Genomic DNA, 18001 nt, shown 5'->3' with positions numbered 1-18001 from the left:
CATCTGCCTCACTCTGTCGAAGCGGGGCGATCCTCGTCGTGCAGTGCGGCATGCAGCGTATGCCAGGCCAGCGTCGCGCATTTCACACGCTCGGGAAATTCACGCACGCCGGACAGCACCGCCAGCTTGCCCATCTCCGACGCGGCTGCCACCTGCCCTGCAGCGGGTGTTGTCACCATGTCGTGAAAGCGCCCGAACAGCGCTTCGGCCTCCGCTTCCGATTTGCCTTTCAGCGCCTCGGTCATCAGCGACGCCGATGCTGTCGCAATTGCACAGCCTGCGCCTTCGAAACTCGCCTCTTTGACGATGCCGTCTTCGATTCGCAGATAAAGCGTAATCCGGTCGCCGCACAGCGGGTTATAGCCCTCAGCCGTGTGATTGGCACCGGACAGTCCATGACGGTTACGCGGCCGCCGGTAGTGGTCGAAAATGACTTCCTGATACAGCTCGCGCAGATCGTTCATGTTCCGAATAGCTCCCTGACCCTGCCGAGACCTTCGACCAGAGCGTCGATATCCTGGTGCGTGTTGTAGAGGGCGAGCGACGCGCGCACGGTCGCCGGTACGCCGAAGCGCTGCATCACCGGCATCGCGCAATGATGGCCTGCACGCACGGCAATGCCGTGATGATCGAGAATCGTGCCGACATCATGGGCATGCACGCCGTCGAGCACGAACGACAGAATGCTTGCCTTGTCGCGTGCGCTACCGATGAAACGCAAGCCCGGTATCACCCGCAATTCATCCGTTGCATAGGCGAGCAGCTCGTTCTCGTGCGCGGCGATGGCTTCCATTCCGATGCTGTCGACATAGTCGAGCGCCGCGCCCAGCGCAATTGCGCCAGCAATGTTCGGCGTGCCCGCCTCGAACTTCCACGGAATCTCGTTGTATTCCGTTTTCTCGAACGTTACCGAGCGGATCATGTCGCCGCCGCCCTGCCATGGCGGCATCGCTTCAAGCAGTGCGGCCCTGGCATATAGCACGCCAATGCCAGTTGGTCCGTACACCTTATGCCCGGAAAACGCGTAGAAATCGCAATCTATCGCGCGGACGTCGACTGGCAGATGCGCAATCGCCTGCGCGCCATCCAGCAGTACCGGCACGCCTCGCGCGTGCGCCCCCGCAACGATGCGCTCGACCGGATTGATGCTGCCGAGCGCGTTGGCCAGGTGCGTCATCGCGACCAGCCGCGTACGTTCACTGAACAAGCGCTCGTACGCGTCGGCATCGAGCGCGCCCGTATCGTCGATCGGCACGACTTTCAGCGCCGCGCCCGTCTGCTCACAGACTAGCTGCCACGGCACAATGTTCGAATGGTGCTCCATTGCGCTGATCAGGATCTCGTCGCCGGGCTTGATCTGCGGGCGCGCATAGCTCTGGGCAACGAGATTGATCGCTTCGGTCGTGCCACGCACGAACACGATCTCCTCCGGACGCTGCGCATTGATGAAGCGCGCGATCTTCGCGCGTGCTGCCTCGAATGAATCGGTCGCGCGCTGCGACAGCAGATGCACGCCGCGGTGCACGTTGGCGTTGCTATGCCGGTAGTAAGCGTTTTCCGCGTAGATTACCGCGGCGGGTTTTTGCGTGGTGGCGCCATTGTCGAGATAGACCAACGGCTGGCCATGCACGCGCTCGCCCAGAATAGGAAAATCGGCTCGCCAATGCTCGACATTGCGCGGATCGGGCGTCTGCATCTGTTCGATCGGCTTCATAGCAACTCCCTGATGCGCTCGCCTTCCGGAGTGTGCGCGAGCAGCAGGTCTTCGAGCCGGACACGCAGCGAATCGATGCGCACACGTTCGACAATGTCGCGCGCAAATGCGTAGGTCAGTAGCGCCCGCGCCATGCGCTCTTCGACTCCCCGCGCACGCAAATAGAACAGCTGACTGTCGTCCAGTTGACCGACCGTCGCGCCGTGTGTGCATTTCACGTCGTCGGCGTAGATCTCGAGTTGCGGCTTCGTGTCGATTTCCGCATCGCGTGACAGCAACAGGTTGTGGTTCGCCTGATGCGTGTCCGTTTGCTGCGCATCGCGATGCACGATGACGCGCCCGTTGAACACGCCGCGCGCAGCACCGTCGAGCACCCCGCGGTAATATTCGCGACTCGTGCCACGCGGCTCTTTGTGATCGATGCGCGTGTGGTGATCGACGTGCTGCCGGCCCCCAACGAAATAAAGACCATTCAACGTCGCCTGCGCGTTCGCGGCGTTCAGGCTCGTGCAGATGTCCGTGCGCGACAACGCGGCGCCAAACGCGAACTCATGTGACGTAAAACAGCTGCCGCGTTGCTGCGCAGCGGCGAGCGAGGCGATATGAAAAGCCTTCGGGCCCTCTTGCTGCAACCGGTAGTGCTGCACGTCCGCCTGCTCGTCTGCAACGATGCGGGTAACCGCGTTAGTCCAGTACGCATCGTCGCCCAGCCCGACAAAGTGCTCGACGAGCATGCAGCCCGAGCGTGATCCTGCAAGCACGACATTGAACGGCTGCACCGCAAGACCTGCTTCGTCGGTCAGGAACAGTATCTGCAGCGGTTGATCGATGACCTCGCCAGGCGGCAGCACGATGGCAAACCCGTCCGTCATAAACGCCATGTTCAGCGCGGCAAAACCGTCGGCATATGCCTGCGAGGCGATTGCCGCTTCCAGTCGTTGCGGCATTTCTCTCAACGCCCGGGTAAGCGAGCCCACAAATACCCCGTGTGGTAAATCATTCAGTTTCGACAGCCGCGGCACATGCCGACCGTTGACAAAGACCAGTCGATGCCCGGCAGGGTCCAGCTCGAGTTCATCGATGACGTGCCGCACGTCGCCATCGTCGGTGCGTTGTGCCCTGAAATGCCAGGGACGCTTGCCGATCGCCGACACGTTCGTGTATCTCCAGTCCTCGTGCCGCGTGGTCGGCAAACCCAGCGCGTCGAACTGGTCGAATGCGCTTCGGCGAGCGGCGCGCAGCCACAGAAACTCAATGCCGGGCAACGTCTTCGCGAGTTGCCCAAAAGCCTGATGGAAATAGTCGAGAGATTCGTTTTTCATGGATGCCCCGCACGTTCCCGGCTTGCTCTAATTTCTGGTTGCACCGCTTCATCGTCGATCCAGCCATAGCCTTTACGCTCCAGTTCCAGCGCCAGTTCACGTGATCCCGACTTCGCGATCCGGCCATTCGCCAGCACATGCACACGATCCGGCACGACGTATTCCAATAGCCGCTGATAGTGCGTGATCAGCACGATCCCCCGTTCCGGACTGCGCATGCTGTTAACACCCTGCGCGACAATCTGCAATGCGTCGATGTCGAGTCCGGAATCCGTTTCGTCGAGAATCGCGAGCCGTGGCTGTAGCACGGCCATTTGCAGGATCTCGTTGCGTTTCTTTTCTCCACCGGAAAAACCTTCGTTCACTGCGCGATACAGCAGACTCTCGTCCATCTGCATCAGCGTCATCCTCCCCTTGACCAGTTGCAGAAACTCCATCGCATCGAACTCCGGCTCGCCACGATACCGCCGCTGCGCGTTCAAAGCCGCCTTCAGCAGATAAACGTTGCTCACGCCGGGTATCTCGACGGGATACTGGAACGCGAGAAACAGTCCTTGGTGCGCACGCTCCTCGGGTGCGAGCGCCAGCAGGTCGCGGCCGAAATACGAGACCTCGCCGCCCGCGACAGCAAAGTCCTCGCGCCCGGCCAGCACCTGGGCAAGCGTGCTCTTGCCCGAGCCGTTCGGGCCCATGATCGCGTGCACCTCGCCGGCCTTTACCCTCAGATTGATGCCACGCAGAATTTTCTTGCCGTCGACTTCGACTTGCAGATTGCTGATTTCAAGCATGGTCCGAATCCCTCGCGATTCACTGTGGGCTATCCCACAGCCCCTTCCAGGCTGACGCCGAGCAGCTTCTGCGCCTCGACGGCAAACTCCATCGGCAGCTCCTTGAAGACTTCCTTGCAGAACCCGTTCACGATCATCGACACTGCATCTTCCGGCGACAACCCGCGCTGCCGACAATAGAACAACTGGTCTTCGCCGATGCGTGACGTCGATGCTTCGTGTTCGACGTTCGCGGTCGGGTTCTTGACCTCGATGTAAGGGAATGTGTGAGCACTGCAACGGTTTCCGAGCAAAAGCGAATCGCACTGCGTGTAGTTGCGCGCACCTTCGGCCGCACGGCCGACCTTCACGAGGCCACGGTACGCGTTCTTTCCGCGGCCCGCCGAAATGCCCTTCGACAGAATCGTGCTGCGCGTATTGCGGCCGAGGTGAACCATCTTCGTGCCGGTATCGGCCTGTTGAAAGTGGTTGGTCAGCGCCACCGAATAGAATTCACCGACCGAGTTATCGCCCTGCAGGATCACGCTCGGATACTTCCACGTAATCGCCGAGCCGGTTTCCACCTGAGTCCATGAAATCTTCGAATTCGCCTCGCGGCAGTCGCCACGTTTGGTCACGAAGTTGTAGATGCCACCCTTGCCCGACGCATCGCCCGGATACCAGTTCTGCACGGTCGAATAGCGGATCTGCGCCCCTTCCAGCGCGATCAGCTCGACCACAGCGGCATGCAGCTGGTTTTCGTCGCGCATCGGCGCGGTGCAGCCTTCCAGATAGCTCACATACCCGCCTTTGTCCGCGACGATCAGCGTGCGCTCGAACTGCCCGGTGTTCCGGGCGTTGATACGAAAGTAGGTCGACAGTTCCATCGGGCAGCGCACGCCCGGCGGGATGTAGCAGAACGAGCCATCGCTGAACACGGCGGAATTAAGCGCAGCGAAGAAATTGTCGGTGTGCGGCACGACCGAGCCGAGATACTTTCGCACCAGTTCGGGATGACGCTGTACGGCATCTGAGAACGAACAGAACACGATGCCGAGTTCCGCCAGCTTTTCGCGGAACGTAGTCGCTACCGACACGCTGTCGAATACCGCATCCACCGCCACGCCCGCCAGCAGTTCGCGCTCCCTCAGCGGCACACCCAGCTTTTCGTAGGTACGCAGCAGTTCCGGATCGACCTCATCGAGACTCTTCGGACGATTCTTCTGCGTCATCGGCGCGGAATAATAAATGATGTTCTGGTAATCGATCGGCGGGTGTTCGACCGTCGCCCAGTGCGGCTCGGTCATCGTGAGCCAGTGGCGGTAGGCCGCGAGTCGCCACTCGAGCATGAACGCCGGCTCGTCTTTCTTCTTTGAAATGAGCCGGACCACGTCCTCGCTCAGCCCGCGCGGAAGCGCATCGGCCTGCAGGTCGGTCACGAAACCATGCTGGTATTCGCGGCTGATCAGCTCATGGAGACCGGTTTCGGATGAGCTCATGCGTGGCCTCCGTCAATCGACTTGCGCGCAGGCGTCGCGCCCGCGCGATGGTTGGGAATACTACGCGCGCGGATCGCGCTAATATCGACCACGCGCAAGGTGGGGCCCGCCATGTCCGCCAGCGTGACCTGCTGCAACGCTTCGTAAATCAGGCGATTGACCTTCTGCCAGTTGGCGCGCACCGCGCACACCGCCTCCTGGATACACAGGCCTGGCGTAGTGCTGCATTCGGTCATGCCGATCGGGCCGTCGACGGCGGCGATCACCTCCGCCAGCGTGATCCGCCCGGGCGGCCGCGGCAGCAGGTAACCGCCGTTTGTGCCGCGCAGAGACTCCACGACACCACCCCGCGTCAGGACTTTCAGCACCTTTGACACCGTAGGCATCGCGACCCCGGTCGCCGCCGCAATGCTGCTTGCGCTGTGGACGGCATCCGGATCGCGCGCCATCGCGGTCATGATCACCGTGCCGTAATCGGCAAGTTTGCTCATGCGCAACATCGGAACATCTTCCCTTTTAATCAGGACCCATTTGGTCCTGATTACATCGAAACGCAATCCGCACGTTTGCAGTGAGAGACACTGTCCTGTGTGGGATTCCGGGCCACGTCGCGAACCGCTTTCCGTTTCGGGATAAGCATTTCGCGAACGATGCAACGCCAATTTCATTCTAGACCTGTATGCACAACCTTGTCGGGGTAATGGTCTTCGTGACGGATCACTCTGGCGAGACATTAGTTGTTTGATATCCAGAATATCGTCCTTTCGCTCACGGCAAGATTCCTTGTACCCGGGCGTTGTCGCTATGCGCGTGGCCTCGTCGCGGGCGGCCCCAGGCGGGTTAGCGAAATTCATCGCCCTGATCTCAGGCCCGGTCTGTCTTTCCAGCCGCCCCCCGTCTAGACGGTGTTATGAACTTTCGGCCAGACCTGGTATCCTGGCCGGATGAAAAAACGCAGACCCTACCCAACGGATGTGTCGGATGAAGAGTGGTACTTCGCTGCTCCGTACCTGACCTTGATGAGCAAAGACGCACCGCAACGCAGATACGAATTGCGCGAAATGTTCAACGCGTTGCGCTGGATTGTCCGCGCGGGTGCGCCGTGGCGTCTGCTGCCCAATGACTTTCCGCCGTGGGAGACGGTCTATCAGCAGACGCAACGCTGGATTCAGGCGGGCTGTTTCGAAGCCATGGTCCATGACCTGCGCTCGATCATCCGGGTGGCGCAGGATCGGCGAGGTCAGCCCAGAGCAGTGATCCTTGATGGCCGGACGCTGCAATCGACGTGCGAGAGCGGACCGCGTGCAGGCTATGACGGGTACAAACGCAAGAAAGGCAGCAAGGTGCACATCGCGGTTGATACCTTGGGGCAACTGCTCGCAGTGCATGTGACGCCGGCCAACGAACCGGAGCGCGCACAGGTTGGAGAACTGGCGCGGCAGGTCCAGCAGGTCACGGGTCAGACGGTCAAGGTAGCATTTGCGGATCAGGGGTACACCGGATCGTTCAGCGCCCGCACGGTCTCTTCCACCGGCGTTTCGTGATTCGTGCCCGCCGCGGCAATCTGCTGACGCACGACCCCGCCGTTCAGGCCAGCGCGAAAATCACGGAAGGCTTGCTGCGCTACGACGCACAGTTCAAACCGCAGCCATTGCTCGCCGTCGCATGGAGCGTCAGTGCCGATGGCCTGCGCTATACCTTCAAATTGCGGCCCAACGTGAAGTGGCACGACGGCGAGAGCTTCACGTCGGCGGATATTCGCTACTCGATCCTCACGCAAAAGCGCCTCCGCCCACGCGGGCGCATCACGCTCGCCAACGTCGAACGCGTCGATACGCCTGATCTCCTGACGGTCGTCGTGGTGCTCGGCAAGCCGACGCCTTATCTGATCAAGGCGTTGTCGTCGGCGGAACTGCCGATCGTGCCGCAGCACCGCTACGGCGACGGCGATCCGCTGACAAGCCCCAACCTCACCGCGCCCATCGGCACCGGACCCTTCGTGTTCGACAAGTGGGTGCGCGGCAGCTATGTGAGCCTGCGCAAGAACCCGAACTACTGGCGACGGGGTGCACCGCTTCTCGATCGCGTGATCTACCGGATCGTGCCCGACCAGGCGTCGATCTCGACAGCGCTGGAAACAGGCGAAGTCGATGCCGCCGCCAACGTCGGACTCGCCGATCTCGGCCGTCTGGCAAGGTTGCCGCAACTGAAGATCGACGACAGCTACGACGCGTCCCTGAACAACGCGGCCTTCCTCGAATTCAACCTCGACAACCCGATCCTCGCCAAACCGGAAGTGCGCAAGACCATCGCGCACGCGGTGGACCGCAACTTCATCAAGGACAATGTTTTCTACAAGCGTTCGAGCGTGGTCAACTCGCCCGTGCCCGCCGTATTGGCGAGCTACTACGACGACAGCACGTTTCACTATCCGTTCGATCTGAGCGCCGCCAACCGTCTGCTCGACGAAGCGGGTTATCCGAAGCAGGCCGACGGTCAGCGCTTTGCTGTGAAGATCAACTACATCAGCGGCGCGGAGTTCCGGCGCGCCGCCGACTATCTGCGGGCCGCGCTGTCCCGCATCGGCATCAAGGCGACCATACTCGACGGCGATCTGCCGACCTATCTGCGCCGCGCCTACACGACGCGTGAGTTCGATCTGAATCTGAACGGGCTGGGCCGTCTCTATGACCCGACTGTCGGCGTGCAGCGCATCTACTGGTTGGACGGTGTCAGGCATCCGCTTATCTGGATCCCGCGTTCCGGCAGATCCAGCAGATCGTCGGCCGCGATTTGCCCGTGCTGCCGCTCGTAACGGTTCCTTCCGCCGTGCAGGTCTATCAGACGAGAGTGCACAACCTGATCAACAGCATCGATCTGACAGCCGGCGATTTCTCCGACACATGGATCGAACCGAAAACCTGAACCGCCGCCCTTCAAGCGAGCCACTCCGATCATGACCGCACCACAACTGAATGAATCGACATCTGCCGTGCTCGACGCGCTGACGTTTGCGAGCGCAAAGGAACAGGCGCAAGCGCTGGCCGCGAAGCGCGTTTCCGCAGTCGATCTGCTTGAACACTCGCTGACCCGGATTGCGCGTTTCGACGGCGCGCTGAACGCCGTGGTCGCACGCGACGATGAACAGGCGCGCACGGCAGCAGCCCGTGCAGCCGACGCGGCACTGGCACGCGGCGAGCGACGGCCCTTGCTCGGCGTGCCGATCAGCGTGAAAGAATCGTTCGACGTGGCGGGCCTCGTCACCAGCGTCGGCAACCCTGGATTCGCAGAAAACCGCGCCTCGACCGATTCGCTCGCGGTCGCGGCACTGCGTGAAGCCGGCGCGGTGATCGTCGGCAAAACCAACGTGCCGCTCGGTCTGGCTGACCTGCAAAGCTACAACGACGTGTACGGCCTGACACGCAATCCGTGGGATCTGGAACGCACGCCGGGTGGGTCGTCAGGGGGTTCGGCTGCGGCGCTTGCAGCAGGCTATGTCGCGCGGGAACTGGGCTCGGATATCGGCGGATCGATCCGCATTCCTGCGCACTTCACGGGCGTCTATGGACACAAGCCCAGCTATGGCCACGTGTCGCTGCGTGGCGCGGGCGCGCCGCCGGGGCGCTTCTCGGCGCGCGATCTGAGCGTGGCCGGGCCGCTAGCACGCAGCGCTGACGATCTCGAACTGGCGCTCGACCTGCTGCTCAACCGCGAGCCGCTGACGGCCAAGGCATGGCGGGTCGACTTGCCGCCCGCGCACCATCGACGCCTTGCCGATTTCCGTGTGCTCGTGATCGACAGATGGCCCGGCACCGCGCCCAGTCTGTCCGAATGCTTCGGGATCGAGCGCGTGGTCGAGCGTTTGCGCACGCAAGGTGCCGCTGTCAGCCGCCCCGCCGATCTGACCGACGGCGTGCTGCCCGATCTGGCGCGCGCGCATCCGTTGTATCGCACGCTGCTGGGTTCATCGCTGGCCGAGCCGCCTGCGCAGAGCGAATCGGCGCGGCAACGGTTCGCCGCCCTCGCGCCGGACGATCACAGCGCCGATGCCGCATGGCTGCGTGCGCCCACGCTCAGTCATCGCGACTGGCTCAAAGCCGATGAAGCGCGGCATGCGTTGCGACATCAATGGGAACGGCTCTTCGAAACTTTCGATGTGGTGGTGACGCCTGTCGCGCCCACGCCCGCGCTCCGACATAACCGCGCGGAGCCGAAAGGCACCCGGACGTATCCCGTGGCCTACAAGGAAGGTCTGCGTGATGTGCGCTTCCTCGATCTCTTCTACTGGGCAGGTCTGCCCGTGCTGCCTGGATTGCCCGCCACGAGTTTTCCGCTCGGCCTCGATGACGAGGGTTTGCCCGTCAGCGCGCAAGCCGTCGGTCCGTGGCTCGAAGACCGCACACCCATTGCGTTCGCGCGGTTGCTCGAAGAAGCGTATGGCGGCTTTCTCGTGCCACCCGGATATGAAGCGGCTGCTGGCCGGTAAGCAAGCTGTTCTCGTCTCACATGCACTGTCCAGAAGCCGCATCTGACGCGCACGCTCTGGACAGCGGTGAACCTCGAACGGCTGCGCAGCTTCTAGGCGCGATACGCGCGTTAAGTATCTGCTCCATCTTCTGATATCGATCGCACGAATCATTGGTTGCCGCCTGCCTGGCGCGAATCTAGTCTGCATGTTCTCCCGCGATTGCCAATGTGCTCACTGCACGACAGTCGTCTGCTTCAACTCTCCATCCTCCGCATTCAACAGTACCTCCCCGGGAAGTTCTATTCCGATGTTCAACGGCACGGACATATCGCTCTCCCTGAAAGCGTGGTATGCCTGCACGCCACGCCGCCAACAATCTATCAGAAGCTTGCCGGCGAACAAACCGAGCGTTCGTAACATCGATATTCCTTCGGCGTCAGCGCGCCGCACACACGGCAGACAATCGCGACGCGGCATAAGGTTATGCGAAGCGATTGGTTAGCGGGCACACGACACGTCCATAGAATAAGCGCATTCGACAATCACGCCCGGACGGGTATCGCTCATCGTGCAAGTGCTCTCATTTCCGTTTCTGCGCGCCCTCGTGTGGGCATTGTTTGCCACCGTTGCCAGCCTCTCCGCGCACGCTGAGGAAAAGGTGCTGCGAATCGGCGTGACGAGCGGACCGCATGAGGAAATTTTCGAGGCCGTCAAGAAGGTCGCCGAGCGCGACTATGGGTTGCATATCCGCATCGTGTCGTTCAACGACTATATCCAGCCGGATGCGGCGCTCGACGCTGGCGATCTCGACGCGAACAGCTATCAGCACCGGCCGTTTCTCGCGTCGCAGATTCGTGCGCGCGGCTACAAGCTGGTGGGCATCGGCCGCACATGGATCGGGCCAATTGGTCTCTATTCGAACCGCTACCGGAAGTTCGCAGATTTGCCGGACGGCGCGAGCATCGGCATTCCGAACGATCCCGCCAACGAAAGCCGCGTTCTGCTGCTGCTTCAGAAAGCAGGCAGCATCAAACTGCGGCAAGGCATCGATCCTGTGACGGGCATCAACGCGACGCCGGTCGACATTGTCGACAACCCGAAACATTTTCGCTTCAAGGAAGTCGACGCCGCGCAACTGCCGCGCACGCTCGACGATTTCGACGCGACTACTGTGAACGCCGACTATGCGATCAAGGCGGGCCTCAATCCCGCCAAAGACACGATCCTCGTCGAGAACGGCTCGAGCGTCTATGCCTGCCTGATCGCCGTGCGGGAGCAGGACGCCGGCAAGCCGTGGGTGCAGCAACTGGTGTCGGCCTATCAGTCGCCCGAAGTGAAGCAGTTCATCCTGTCGCGCTATCAAGGCGCGATCATTCCGGCCTTTTGAGCGCCCGGTGCAACGGCAAGCACGCACCATCAACGGGCAGCGGCGCACCTGAAATGCAAATGCGCATTTGATGGTTAGCCGCCGGCTCCATTTGTGGGACGCTATGCGTTTCAACCTCTGAACGCATGATGCGAGTGCGGCCGCCCGGCCACGCTCGTGCAACGGGCCAAGGTCTGCCGCACACCCTCCCATGAGAAAGAAGCAAATCATTCTGAACGCGTTCAACATGAACTGCGTCGGCCATATCAATCATGGCCTGTGGACACATCCACGCGACCGTTCCACCGAATACCGCAAGCTCTCGTACTGGACCGATCTCGCAAAGCTGCTCGAACGCGGCCTGTTCGATGGCCTGTTCATCGCCGATATCGTCGGTGTCTACGACATTTATCAGCAATCGGCCGACGTCACGCTGAAGGAATCGGTACAGTTGCCCGTCAACGACCCGATGATGCTGGTCTCCGCAATGGCAGCCGCCACGCAGCACCTCGGCTTCGGCATCACGGTGAATCTCACGTATGAGGCGCCCTATCTGCTCGCGCGGCGCTTCTCCACGCTCGATCATCTGACAGACGGCCGGATCGGCTGGAACATCGTGACGGGCTATCTCGACAGCGCCGCACGTGCGATGGGCCACACCGAAATGATCGCGCACGACGAGCGCTACGACCGCGCCGACGAGTATCTCGACGTGCTGTACAAACTCTGGGAAGGAAGCTGGCAGGACGACGCCGTGCTGCGCGACCGCGCAAAGCGTGTCTTCGCCGATCCCGCAAAAGTCCGCAAGCTGCATCACCACGGCCGCTATTACGACGTCGAGGGCTATCACCTGAGCGAACCCTCGCCGCAACGCACGCCGGTGCTTTTCCAGGCGGGCTCCTCGGGGCGCGGCCAGGCGTTCGCCGTGCGTCACGCCGAATGCGTGTTCGTGTCGAGCCAGAGCAAGGCCGGCACGCGCAAACTGGTCGACGCGCTGCGCGCGCAAGCCGCCGAAGCCGGACGCGATCCACGCGACCTGAAGATCATCATGGGCATCACCGTGGTCGTCGGGCGCACGCAGAAAGAGGCCGAAGAGAAATTCGCCGAATATGCGCGGTATGCGAGCCCCGAGGCGGGCCTCGCACACTTCTCGGCCGGCAGCGGCATCGACTATTCGAGCTACGCGCCCGATGACGAGCTTGCGCCGCCCGGTGGTCACAAAGGGCGCGGAATCGAATCGTCGGTGCAGCGCGTGACGGATGGCAAGCGCGGCGTCACCGTGCGCCATCTGCTCGAACAGATGCAACTGGGCGGCCGCTATACGACCATCGTGGGCGATCCCGTGCAGGTGGCCGACGCACTGCAGGCATGGGTGGACGAAGCCGAGATCGACGGCTTCAATCTCACGCGCACGGTCACACCCGAAAGCTACGAAGATTTCATCGATCTCGTCATTCCCGAGTTGCAATCGCGTGGCATCTACAAGACCGCGTATGCACAGGGCACCCTGCGCGACAAGCTGTTCGGCAACGGCGCGCGACTCGGGTCGCGGCATACGGGCGCGAGCTTTCGCAATCTGCCGGACCTCACGGCGGACGTCACGTCCAAGCAGGCGACATGAGCGCCGCGCCGCCTCTTCTGCAGATCGACCAGTTGAGCGTATCGTTCGCCGCGCAGGCCGCCGTCCGTGCGTTCGATCTGACGATCGCGCACGGCGAGATCGTCGCGCTGGTCGGCGAATCGGGCAGCGGCAAATCCACCGTCGCCCTCGCGACGATGGGTCTGCTGCCCCGTCAGGCACAGGTTCAAGGCGTGCTGCGCTTCGAAGGCAAACCGCTCTTCGGGCAGAGTGAGCGCGAATGGAGCGCGGTGCGCGGCAATCGCATCAGCATGATCTTCCAGGAGCCGATGACTTCGCTGAATCCGCTGCAGCCGATCGGCAAGCAGGTGGCGGAAGCCTTGACGCTGCATCGGCCGATGTCGGCGCAGGCCGCGCGCAAGGAAGCACTCGAGCTGCTCGACCTGGTGCGCCTGCCCGACCCGCAGCGGCGCTTCGGACAGTATCCGCATCAACTGTCGGGCGGACAGCGGCAGCGCGTGATGATCGCGATTGCCGTCGCCTGCCGTCCGGGCCTGCTGATCGCCGACGAGCCGACCACTGCGCTCGACGTGACGATACAGGCGCAGATTCTCGAACTGATCGACCGCTTGCGCCGTGAACTCTCGATGGCCGTGCTGCTCATCACGCACGATCTCGGCGTGGTCGGGCGCTGGGCGGATCGCGTGGTGGTGATGAAGGACGGCGCGAAGATCGAAGAGGCCGCGAGCAAGACACTGTTCGCGCAGCCCTCTCAACCCTACACGCGTGCGCTGCTCGGCGCTTCGCTGCATTTCGGCGCAGGTCTGCATTATCGCGACGCGCGGCTCACGGATGCGCCCGTTGCAGCGCCTCGGCGTGTGGACAGCGAGCCTGCCCGCATCTTGCTGGAGGCGCGCGATATCCACGTCGATTATCACGGCGTTCGTGCCGTCGATGGCGTCAGCTTCGACATTCAAGCCGGCGAAACCGTGGGTCTGGTGGGGGAATCGGGCTGCGGAAAGTCTTCGCTGTCGCGCGCGCTGACGCGGCTGGTCGAGCCCTCGGGCGGCCGTATCGTGTTCGACGGTGAGGACATCACGCATCGCACACGCCGCGCGTTGCGGCCGTACCGGCGGCGCGTGCAGATGATCTTCCAGGACCCGTATGGCTCGCTGAATCCTCGCCACACCGTCGAGCGCACGCTCGGCTATGCGCTCGCCATTCACGGCGTAGCCAGCCGGCGCGAACGCGATGCGAAGATCCGCCGCATCGTCGATGCAGTCGGTTTGCCCGCATCGGCGCTGAAGCGCTATCCGCACGAGTTTTCCGGCGGACAGCGGCAACGCATCGGCATTGCGCGGGCGCTCGTGCTGGAGCCGCAACTCGTCATCTGCGACGAGCCCGTCTCCGCGCTCGATGTCTCCATCCAGGCGCAGGTGCTCGACCTGCTGGTCGATCTCAAGCACGAACTCGGCCTCGCGCTGCTGTTCATCTCGCATGACCTCTCGGTGGTCCGCTACATCGCCGATCGCGTCCTCGTGATGCAGGCGGGGCGCATCGTCGAACGCGGCGATCAGGCGTCCATCTGGACGTTACCCCAACACGCTTACACGCGCACGCTGATCGACGCCGTGCCGTCATTTCAGGCTTCATTTACATTCGACACAAGGAAAATTGATCGTGACCTTCAAGAGCAAGCGGCAGCCCCCTTCCACCTCGACGCTCCTGTTCCGCGATGATCCGCTGGGCGCCGCGGTTGCCGACCTGAGGCGGCGCAAACTGCTCAAAGGCGCCGGCGCACTGCTCGCAGGCGCGGCAACGCCCTTCACGTTCACAGGCGTAGCCTGGGCCACGACAGAGACTACAGCCATCACACTGAACGGCGCGAAGCGCGGCGGCACGCTTACCGCGGTTCTTCACCCCGAGCCGCCGACGCTCGCCTTTTTCGTCAACTCCGCGACCATGATCGGCGCGGTGGCGAGCAAGATTTTCGACGGCCTGATCGAGTACGGTCCCGACCTGAAGCCGCGCGCGCAGCTCGCGGAAAGCTGGGTTGTCTCGCCGGACGGTTTGACGTGGACCTTCAGGCTGCGCCAGAACGTGCAGTGGCACGATGGCCAGCCCTTCACCGCCGCCGACGTGAAGTTCTCCGCCGAGGAAGTGTGGCTCAAGATCAGCCCGGCCTCGCGGCGCGTGCTGCAATACCTGACGAAGATCGACACGCCGGATACGCACACCGTGGTGCTGCATCTGTCGAAATCGACGCCCGCGACCTTCGGCATTCTCGATTCGCTGGGCACGCCGATCCTGCCAAAGCATCTCTACGAAAACACCGACATCCGCAACAATCCGTACAACAACAAGCCGGTCGGCACGGGTCCGTTCAAGTTCACAGAATGGGCGCGCGGAGACCGCATCGTGCTCGACCGCAACGAGAAGTACTGGTCGCCCGGTCAGCCTTATCTGGACCGCATTACATGGAAGATCACGCCGGACGTCTCCGGCCGCGCGACCGCGCTCGAAACGGGTGCCGCACAATATGGCGAGCGCAACCCGGTGACATTCGCCGATGCCGACCGCCTCGCGAAGCTGCCCAACCTCGTAGTCTCGCGTGAAGGCTATAACGGCTACGCGGCGTGGCTGTGGCTCGAACCCAATCTGCGCGACCCCATCCTCGGCAAGCTCGAAGTGCGTCAGGCCATTTCGCACGCGATCAATCGCGACGTGCTGGTCAAGACCGTCTGGGGCGGCTATGCGGTACCCGCGACGGGGCCGGAGTCGTCGCTCGTGAAGGCATTCTACTCGCCCGATACGCAGCAATATCCGTACGATCCGAAGCGCGCGGAAGAACTGCTCGACAAGGCCGGTTTCCCGAAGAAAGCAGATGGCTGGCGCTTCAAGCTCGATCACGATTTCATCCCGTATGGCGACGACTATCGCCGCACGGGCGAATTCGTGCGTCAGTCGCTGCGGCGGGTCGGCATCGACGTCAATCTGCGCGGCCAAGATCTGCCCACCTGGATCAAGAACGTCTTCACCGACTACAACTTCCAACTGATCAGCAGCTGGGGCACGGACGGCCTCGATCCGCAGATCGGCATCGAGCAGCATTACTGGTCGAAAGCGGCCTCCAACGGCACGCCGTGGTTCAACGCGTCCGGCTACGCGAGCCCCGAAATGGACCGCGTGATCGAATCCGCGCAGACGGAAACCGATCCCGCCAAACGGCGCGACCTGTACGTGCAGTTGCAGAAGATCGCGCAGCGCGACCTGTCGCTGATCAATCTGTTCGAGTTCCGCTGGTTCGGCGTGTGGGCGAAGAACCTGCGCAACGTCACCGATACGGCCAGCCATTCGCGCGCCAACTTCGCGCGCGTCTGGTTCGACAAGGCTTGAGCATCATGCAGCTCACTTCCACGCCGGCTTCGCGCAAGATAGGGCGCAGGCTGATTCAGCTCGTGCTGGTCCTGTTCGGCACCACGGTGCTCAACTTCGGGCTGCTCAAGCTGATGCCTGGCGATCTCGTCGACGTGATCGCCAGCGAGAGCGGCAACGTGTCGCCGCAATACGTGGCGCAGTTGCGCGAAGCCTATGGTCTGAATCAGGGCGTGGTGTGGCAGCTGTTGCACTACGTTGAACATGCGCTGCGGCTCGATCTTGGCTTCTCGTTCCGCTTCGGCGAACCCGTGGCGACGCTGATCTTCGGCCGCCTGCCCGCCACGCTCGCGCTGATCGGCACGGCCCTGCTGGTTTCCGTGAGCCTTGGGCTGCTGCTCGGCGTGCTGGCCGCGCGCCGTCCGCATGGCTTCGTCGATATGCTCGTGTCCACGCTGGCCACGCTCGGCTATTCCGCACCGATGTTCTGGACCGCGCTGATGCTCATCGTGGTGTTCGGCGTGCATCTCGAATGGCTGCCGATCGGCGGCGTGGCCGATACCAACGTCGCGCATCACGGCTTCGCGCTGCTGCTCGATCATCTGCGCCATCTCGTGCTGCCGGCGGCGACGCTCGTGCTGTACTACGTGGCGATCTTTGCGCGCCTCGCGCGGGCCTCGATGATTGAAACCTTGCAGGAAGACTTCATCCGCACCGCGCGCGCGAAAGGCGGACGGCCGTGGTACGTGACGACGCATCACGCGCTGCGTCACGCCGTGCTGCCCGTGCTGACGATGCTCGGCTTGCAGGGCAGTGCGCTGATCGGCGGTTCGGTGGTGGTCGAGACGGTGTTCGGCTGGCCTGGGCTGGGGCAGCTGTCGTTCGAGGCAATCAAGAGCCGCGACGTCAATCTGCTGGTTGGTGTGCTGCTGCTCTCCGCGTTTCTGGTGGTCCTGCTTAATCTGATTGTCGATCTGCTCTATGGGCTGATCGATCCGCGCACGAGGTCGCGTCGATGAAACTGCTCCACTTCCTGCGCCAGCCGTCCGCGCTGACCGGCGTGATCCTGCTCGCACTCGCGCTGTTTGCCGGGCTGTCGGCCAACTGGCTCTTTCCCGGCGATCCGCTCGACATGGTCGCCGCGCCGTATCAATGGCCCGGCGCCGATCATGCCTATCCGCTCGGCACCGACCTGATGGGGCGCGACCTGCTCGCCGGACTGTTCCACGGCGCGCGCGTTTCGCTGTATGTGGGGATCACCGTTGCGCTGATCGCGCTCGTGCTGGGCGTGCTGATCGGCGGCGTGGCGGGTTATTTCGGCGGCATCATCGATCAGACGCTGATGGCGATCACCGAGTTCTTTCAGACCGTGCCGCCGTTTCTGCTCGCCATCATTCTTGTCGCGATCCTTACGCCTTCGCTGTCGACCATCGTGTTCGCGCTCGGAATCACCGCCTGGCCGAGCATTGCGCGGCTCACGCGCGGCGAGTTCATCGTGCTGCGCGAGCGCGAGTTCGTCAGCGCCAGCCTGGCGCTCGGCGCCAGCGATGCGCATCTGATCTTCATCGAGATTTTGCCCAACGCACTCACGCCGATCCTCGTTTCCACAGCACTGCTCGTTGCGAATGCGATTCTGTCCGAAGCGGCGCTCTCGTTTCTCGGGCTTGGCGATCCGAACGTGCTGAGCTGGGGTTCGATGGTCGGCACGGGACGCGAAGCGCTGCGCACGGCGTGGTACATGATCGCGGTGCCCGGCTCCGCGATCGCGCTGACGGTTCTCGCGCTCAATCTGTTGAGCGATGCGCTGCACGCCACCTTCAATCCGCGCCTGTCGAGAAACCGCCGTGTCGATGCGGCGTCACGTCGGGAGGCAATCGAAGCGCTGCGGCCGTGAAGGCCGCTGCGCACCAC

General features: G+C 62.6%; 13 protein-coding genes and 2 pseudogenes. 9 read left to right on the top strand and 6 right to left on the bottom strand.

The annotated features are described in order from the left end of the window. Window positions 1–8: 8 nt before the first annotated feature. The 6 genes from sufU to GCT19_RS24145 are packed head-to-tail and all read right to left on the bottom strand — an operon-like array spanning window position 9 to window position 5802. Window positions 9–464 (bottom strand): Fe-S cluster assembly sulfur transfer protein SufU, encoded by a 456-nt coding sequence (gene sufU / locus GCT19_RS24170; RefSeq protein WP_152853305.1) that lies wholly within the window; start codon window positions 462–464, stop codon window positions 9–11. Then, a complete protein-coding gene (locus GCT19_RS24165; RefSeq protein WP_152853304.1) occupies window positions 461–1714 on the bottom strand; it encodes a SufS family cysteine desulfurase in 1254 nt (417 codons plus the stop codon). Before GCT19_RS24165 ends, sufU begins: the two co-directional genes overlap by 4 nt. Then, window positions 1711–3036 (bottom strand): Fe-S cluster assembly protein SufD, encoded by a 1326-nt coding sequence (gene sufD / locus GCT19_RS24160; protein WP_152853303.1) that lies wholly within the window; start codon window positions 3034–3036, stop codon window positions 1711–1713. Before sufD ends, GCT19_RS24165 begins: the two co-directional genes overlap by 4 nt. Next, window positions 3033–3824 carry a Fe-S cluster assembly ATPase SufC gene (gene sufC / locus GCT19_RS24155; RefSeq protein ID WP_152853302.1) on the bottom strand — a complete coding sequence of 264 codons (792 nt, stop codon included), beginning with the start codon at window positions 3822–3824 and terminating at the stop codon, window positions 3033–3035. The genes sufD and sufC overlap by 4 nt, the downstream gene beginning before the upstream one ends. A gap of 29 nt (window positions 3825–3853) precedes the next feature. After that, window positions 3854–5302, bottom strand: coding sequence for a Fe-S cluster assembly protein SufB (sufB, locus tag GCT19_RS24150; RefSeq protein ID WP_152853301.1), 1449 nt, complete (start codon window positions 5300–5302; stop codon window positions 3854–3856). Then, window positions 5299–5802 carry an SUF system Fe-S cluster assembly regulator gene (locus tag GCT19_RS24145; RefSeq protein WP_018435882.1) on the bottom strand — a complete coding sequence of 168 codons (504 nt, stop codon included), beginning with the start codon at window positions 5800–5802 and terminating at the stop codon, window positions 5299–5301. Before GCT19_RS24145 ends, sufB begins: the two co-directional genes overlap by 4 nt. A gap of 444 nt (window positions 5803–6246) precedes the next feature. On the opposite strand from GCT19_RS24145, the pseudogene GCT19_RS24140 reads away from it, so the two are divergent. The 9 genes and pseudogenes from GCT19_RS24140 to GCT19_RS24100 form a co-directional block, all read left to right on the top strand. After that, window positions 6247–6840 (top strand): annotated as a pseudogene (locus GCT19_RS24140) (IS5 family transposase); the annotation flags it as partial. A gap of 56 nt (window positions 6841–6896) precedes the next feature. Beyond that, window positions 6897–8227, top strand: a pseudogene (locus GCT19_RS24135) (ABC transporter substrate-binding protein); the annotation flags it as partial. 31 nt (window positions 8228–8258) lie between these two features. Beyond that, the gene (locus tag GCT19_RS24130) at window positions 8259–9788 is read left to right on the top strand and encodes an amidase (RefSeq protein ID WP_152853300.1); all 1530 of its coding nucleotides are present in this window, start codon (window positions 8259–8261) and stop codon (window positions 9786–9788) included. Window positions 9789–10338: 550 nt separating this feature from the next. Continuing rightward, window positions 10339–11157: a MetQ/NlpA family ABC transporter substrate-binding protein gene (locus GCT19_RS24125; protein WP_018435878.1), complete on the top strand. Its 819-nt coding sequence runs from the start codon at window positions 10339–10341 to the stop codon at window positions 11155–11157. 190 nt (window positions 11158–11347) lie between these two features. After that, entirely contained in the window at window positions 11348–12757 is a 1410-nt protein-coding gene (locus GCT19_RS24120) for an LLM class flavin-dependent oxidoreductase (RefSeq protein WP_152853299.1), read from the top strand. Continuing rightward, the gene (locus tag GCT19_RS24115) at window positions 12754–14454 is read left to right on the top strand and encodes an ABC transporter ATP-binding protein (protein ID WP_152853298.1); all 1701 of its coding nucleotides are present in this window, start codon (window positions 12754–12756) and stop codon (window positions 14452–14454) included. Before GCT19_RS24120 ends, GCT19_RS24115 begins: the two co-directional genes overlap by 4 nt. Further along, window positions 14396–16111 (top strand): ABC transporter substrate-binding protein, encoded by a 1716-nt coding sequence (locus GCT19_RS24110; RefSeq protein WP_321576860.1) that lies wholly within the window; start codon window positions 14396–14398, stop codon window positions 16109–16111. Before GCT19_RS24115 ends, GCT19_RS24110 begins: the two co-directional genes overlap by 59 nt. A gap of 5 nt (window positions 16112–16116) precedes the next feature. Beyond that, the gene (locus GCT19_RS24105) at window positions 16117–17109 is read left to right on the top strand and encodes an ABC transporter permease (RefSeq protein ID WP_152853296.1); all 993 of its coding nucleotides are present in this window, start codon (window positions 16117–16119) and stop codon (window positions 17107–17109) included. Beyond that, window positions 17106–17984, top strand: a complete 879-nt coding sequence (locus GCT19_RS24100; RefSeq protein ID WP_152853295.1) for an ABC transporter permease — start codon at window positions 17106–17108, stop codon at window positions 17982–17984. The genes GCT19_RS24105 and GCT19_RS24100 overlap by 4 nt, the downstream gene beginning before the upstream one ends. The last annotated feature ends 17 nt before the right edge of the window (window positions 17985–18001 follow it).

The organism is Paraburkholderia atlantica (assembly GCF_009362785.1).
Classification (GTDB): domain Bacteria; phylum Pseudomonadota; class Gammaproteobacteria; order Burkholderiales; family Burkholderiaceae; genus Paraburkholderia; species Paraburkholderia atlantica.
This window is presented reverse-complemented; position numbering and strand designations above follow the sequence as displayed.

Excerpts from the sequence above, each read along its gene's own strand:
- GCT19_RS24100 (WP_152853295.1), top strand. The coding sequence starts at position 17,106 with ATGAAACTGCTCCACTTCCTGCGCCAGCCGTCCGCGCTGACCGGCGTG.
- sufD (WP_152853303.1), bottom strand. The coding sequence starts at position 3,036 with ATGAAAAACGAATCTCTCGACTATTTCCATCAGGCTTTTGGGCAACTC.
- sufC (WP_152853302.1), bottom strand. The coding sequence starts at position 3,824 with ATGCTTGAAATCAGCAATCTGCAAGTCGAAGTCGACGGCAAGAAAATT.
- GCT19_RS24105 (WP_152853296.1), top strand. The coding sequence starts at position 16,117 with ATGCAGCTCACTTCCACGCCGGCTTCGCGCAAGATAGGGCGCAGGCTG.
- GCT19_RS24130 (WP_152853300.1), top strand. The coding sequence starts at position 8,259 with ATGACCGCACCACAACTGAATGAATCGACATCTGCCGTGCTCGACGCG.
- GCT19_RS24165 (WP_152853304.1), bottom strand. The coding sequence starts at position 1,714 with ATGAAGCCGATCGAACAGATGCAGACGCCCGATCCGCGCAATGTCGAG.
- GCT19_RS24145 (WP_018435882.1), bottom strand. The coding sequence starts at position 5,802 with ATGTTGCGCATGAGCAAACTTGCCGATTACGGCACGGTGATCATGACC.
- sufB (WP_152853301.1), bottom strand. The coding sequence starts at position 5,302 with ATGAGCTCATCCGAAACCGGTCTCCATGAGCTGATCAGCCGCGAATAC.
- GCT19_RS24115 (WP_152853298.1), top strand. The coding sequence starts at position 12,754 with ATGAGCGCCGCGCCGCCTCTTCTGCAGATCGACCAGTTGAGCGTATCG.
- sufU (WP_152853305.1), bottom strand. The coding sequence starts at position 464 with ATGAACGATCTGCGCGAGCTGTATCAGGAAGTCATTTTCGACCACTAC.
- GCT19_RS24120 (WP_152853299.1), top strand. The coding sequence starts at position 11,348 with ATGAGAAAGAAGCAAATCATTCTGAACGCGTTCAACATGAACTGCGTC.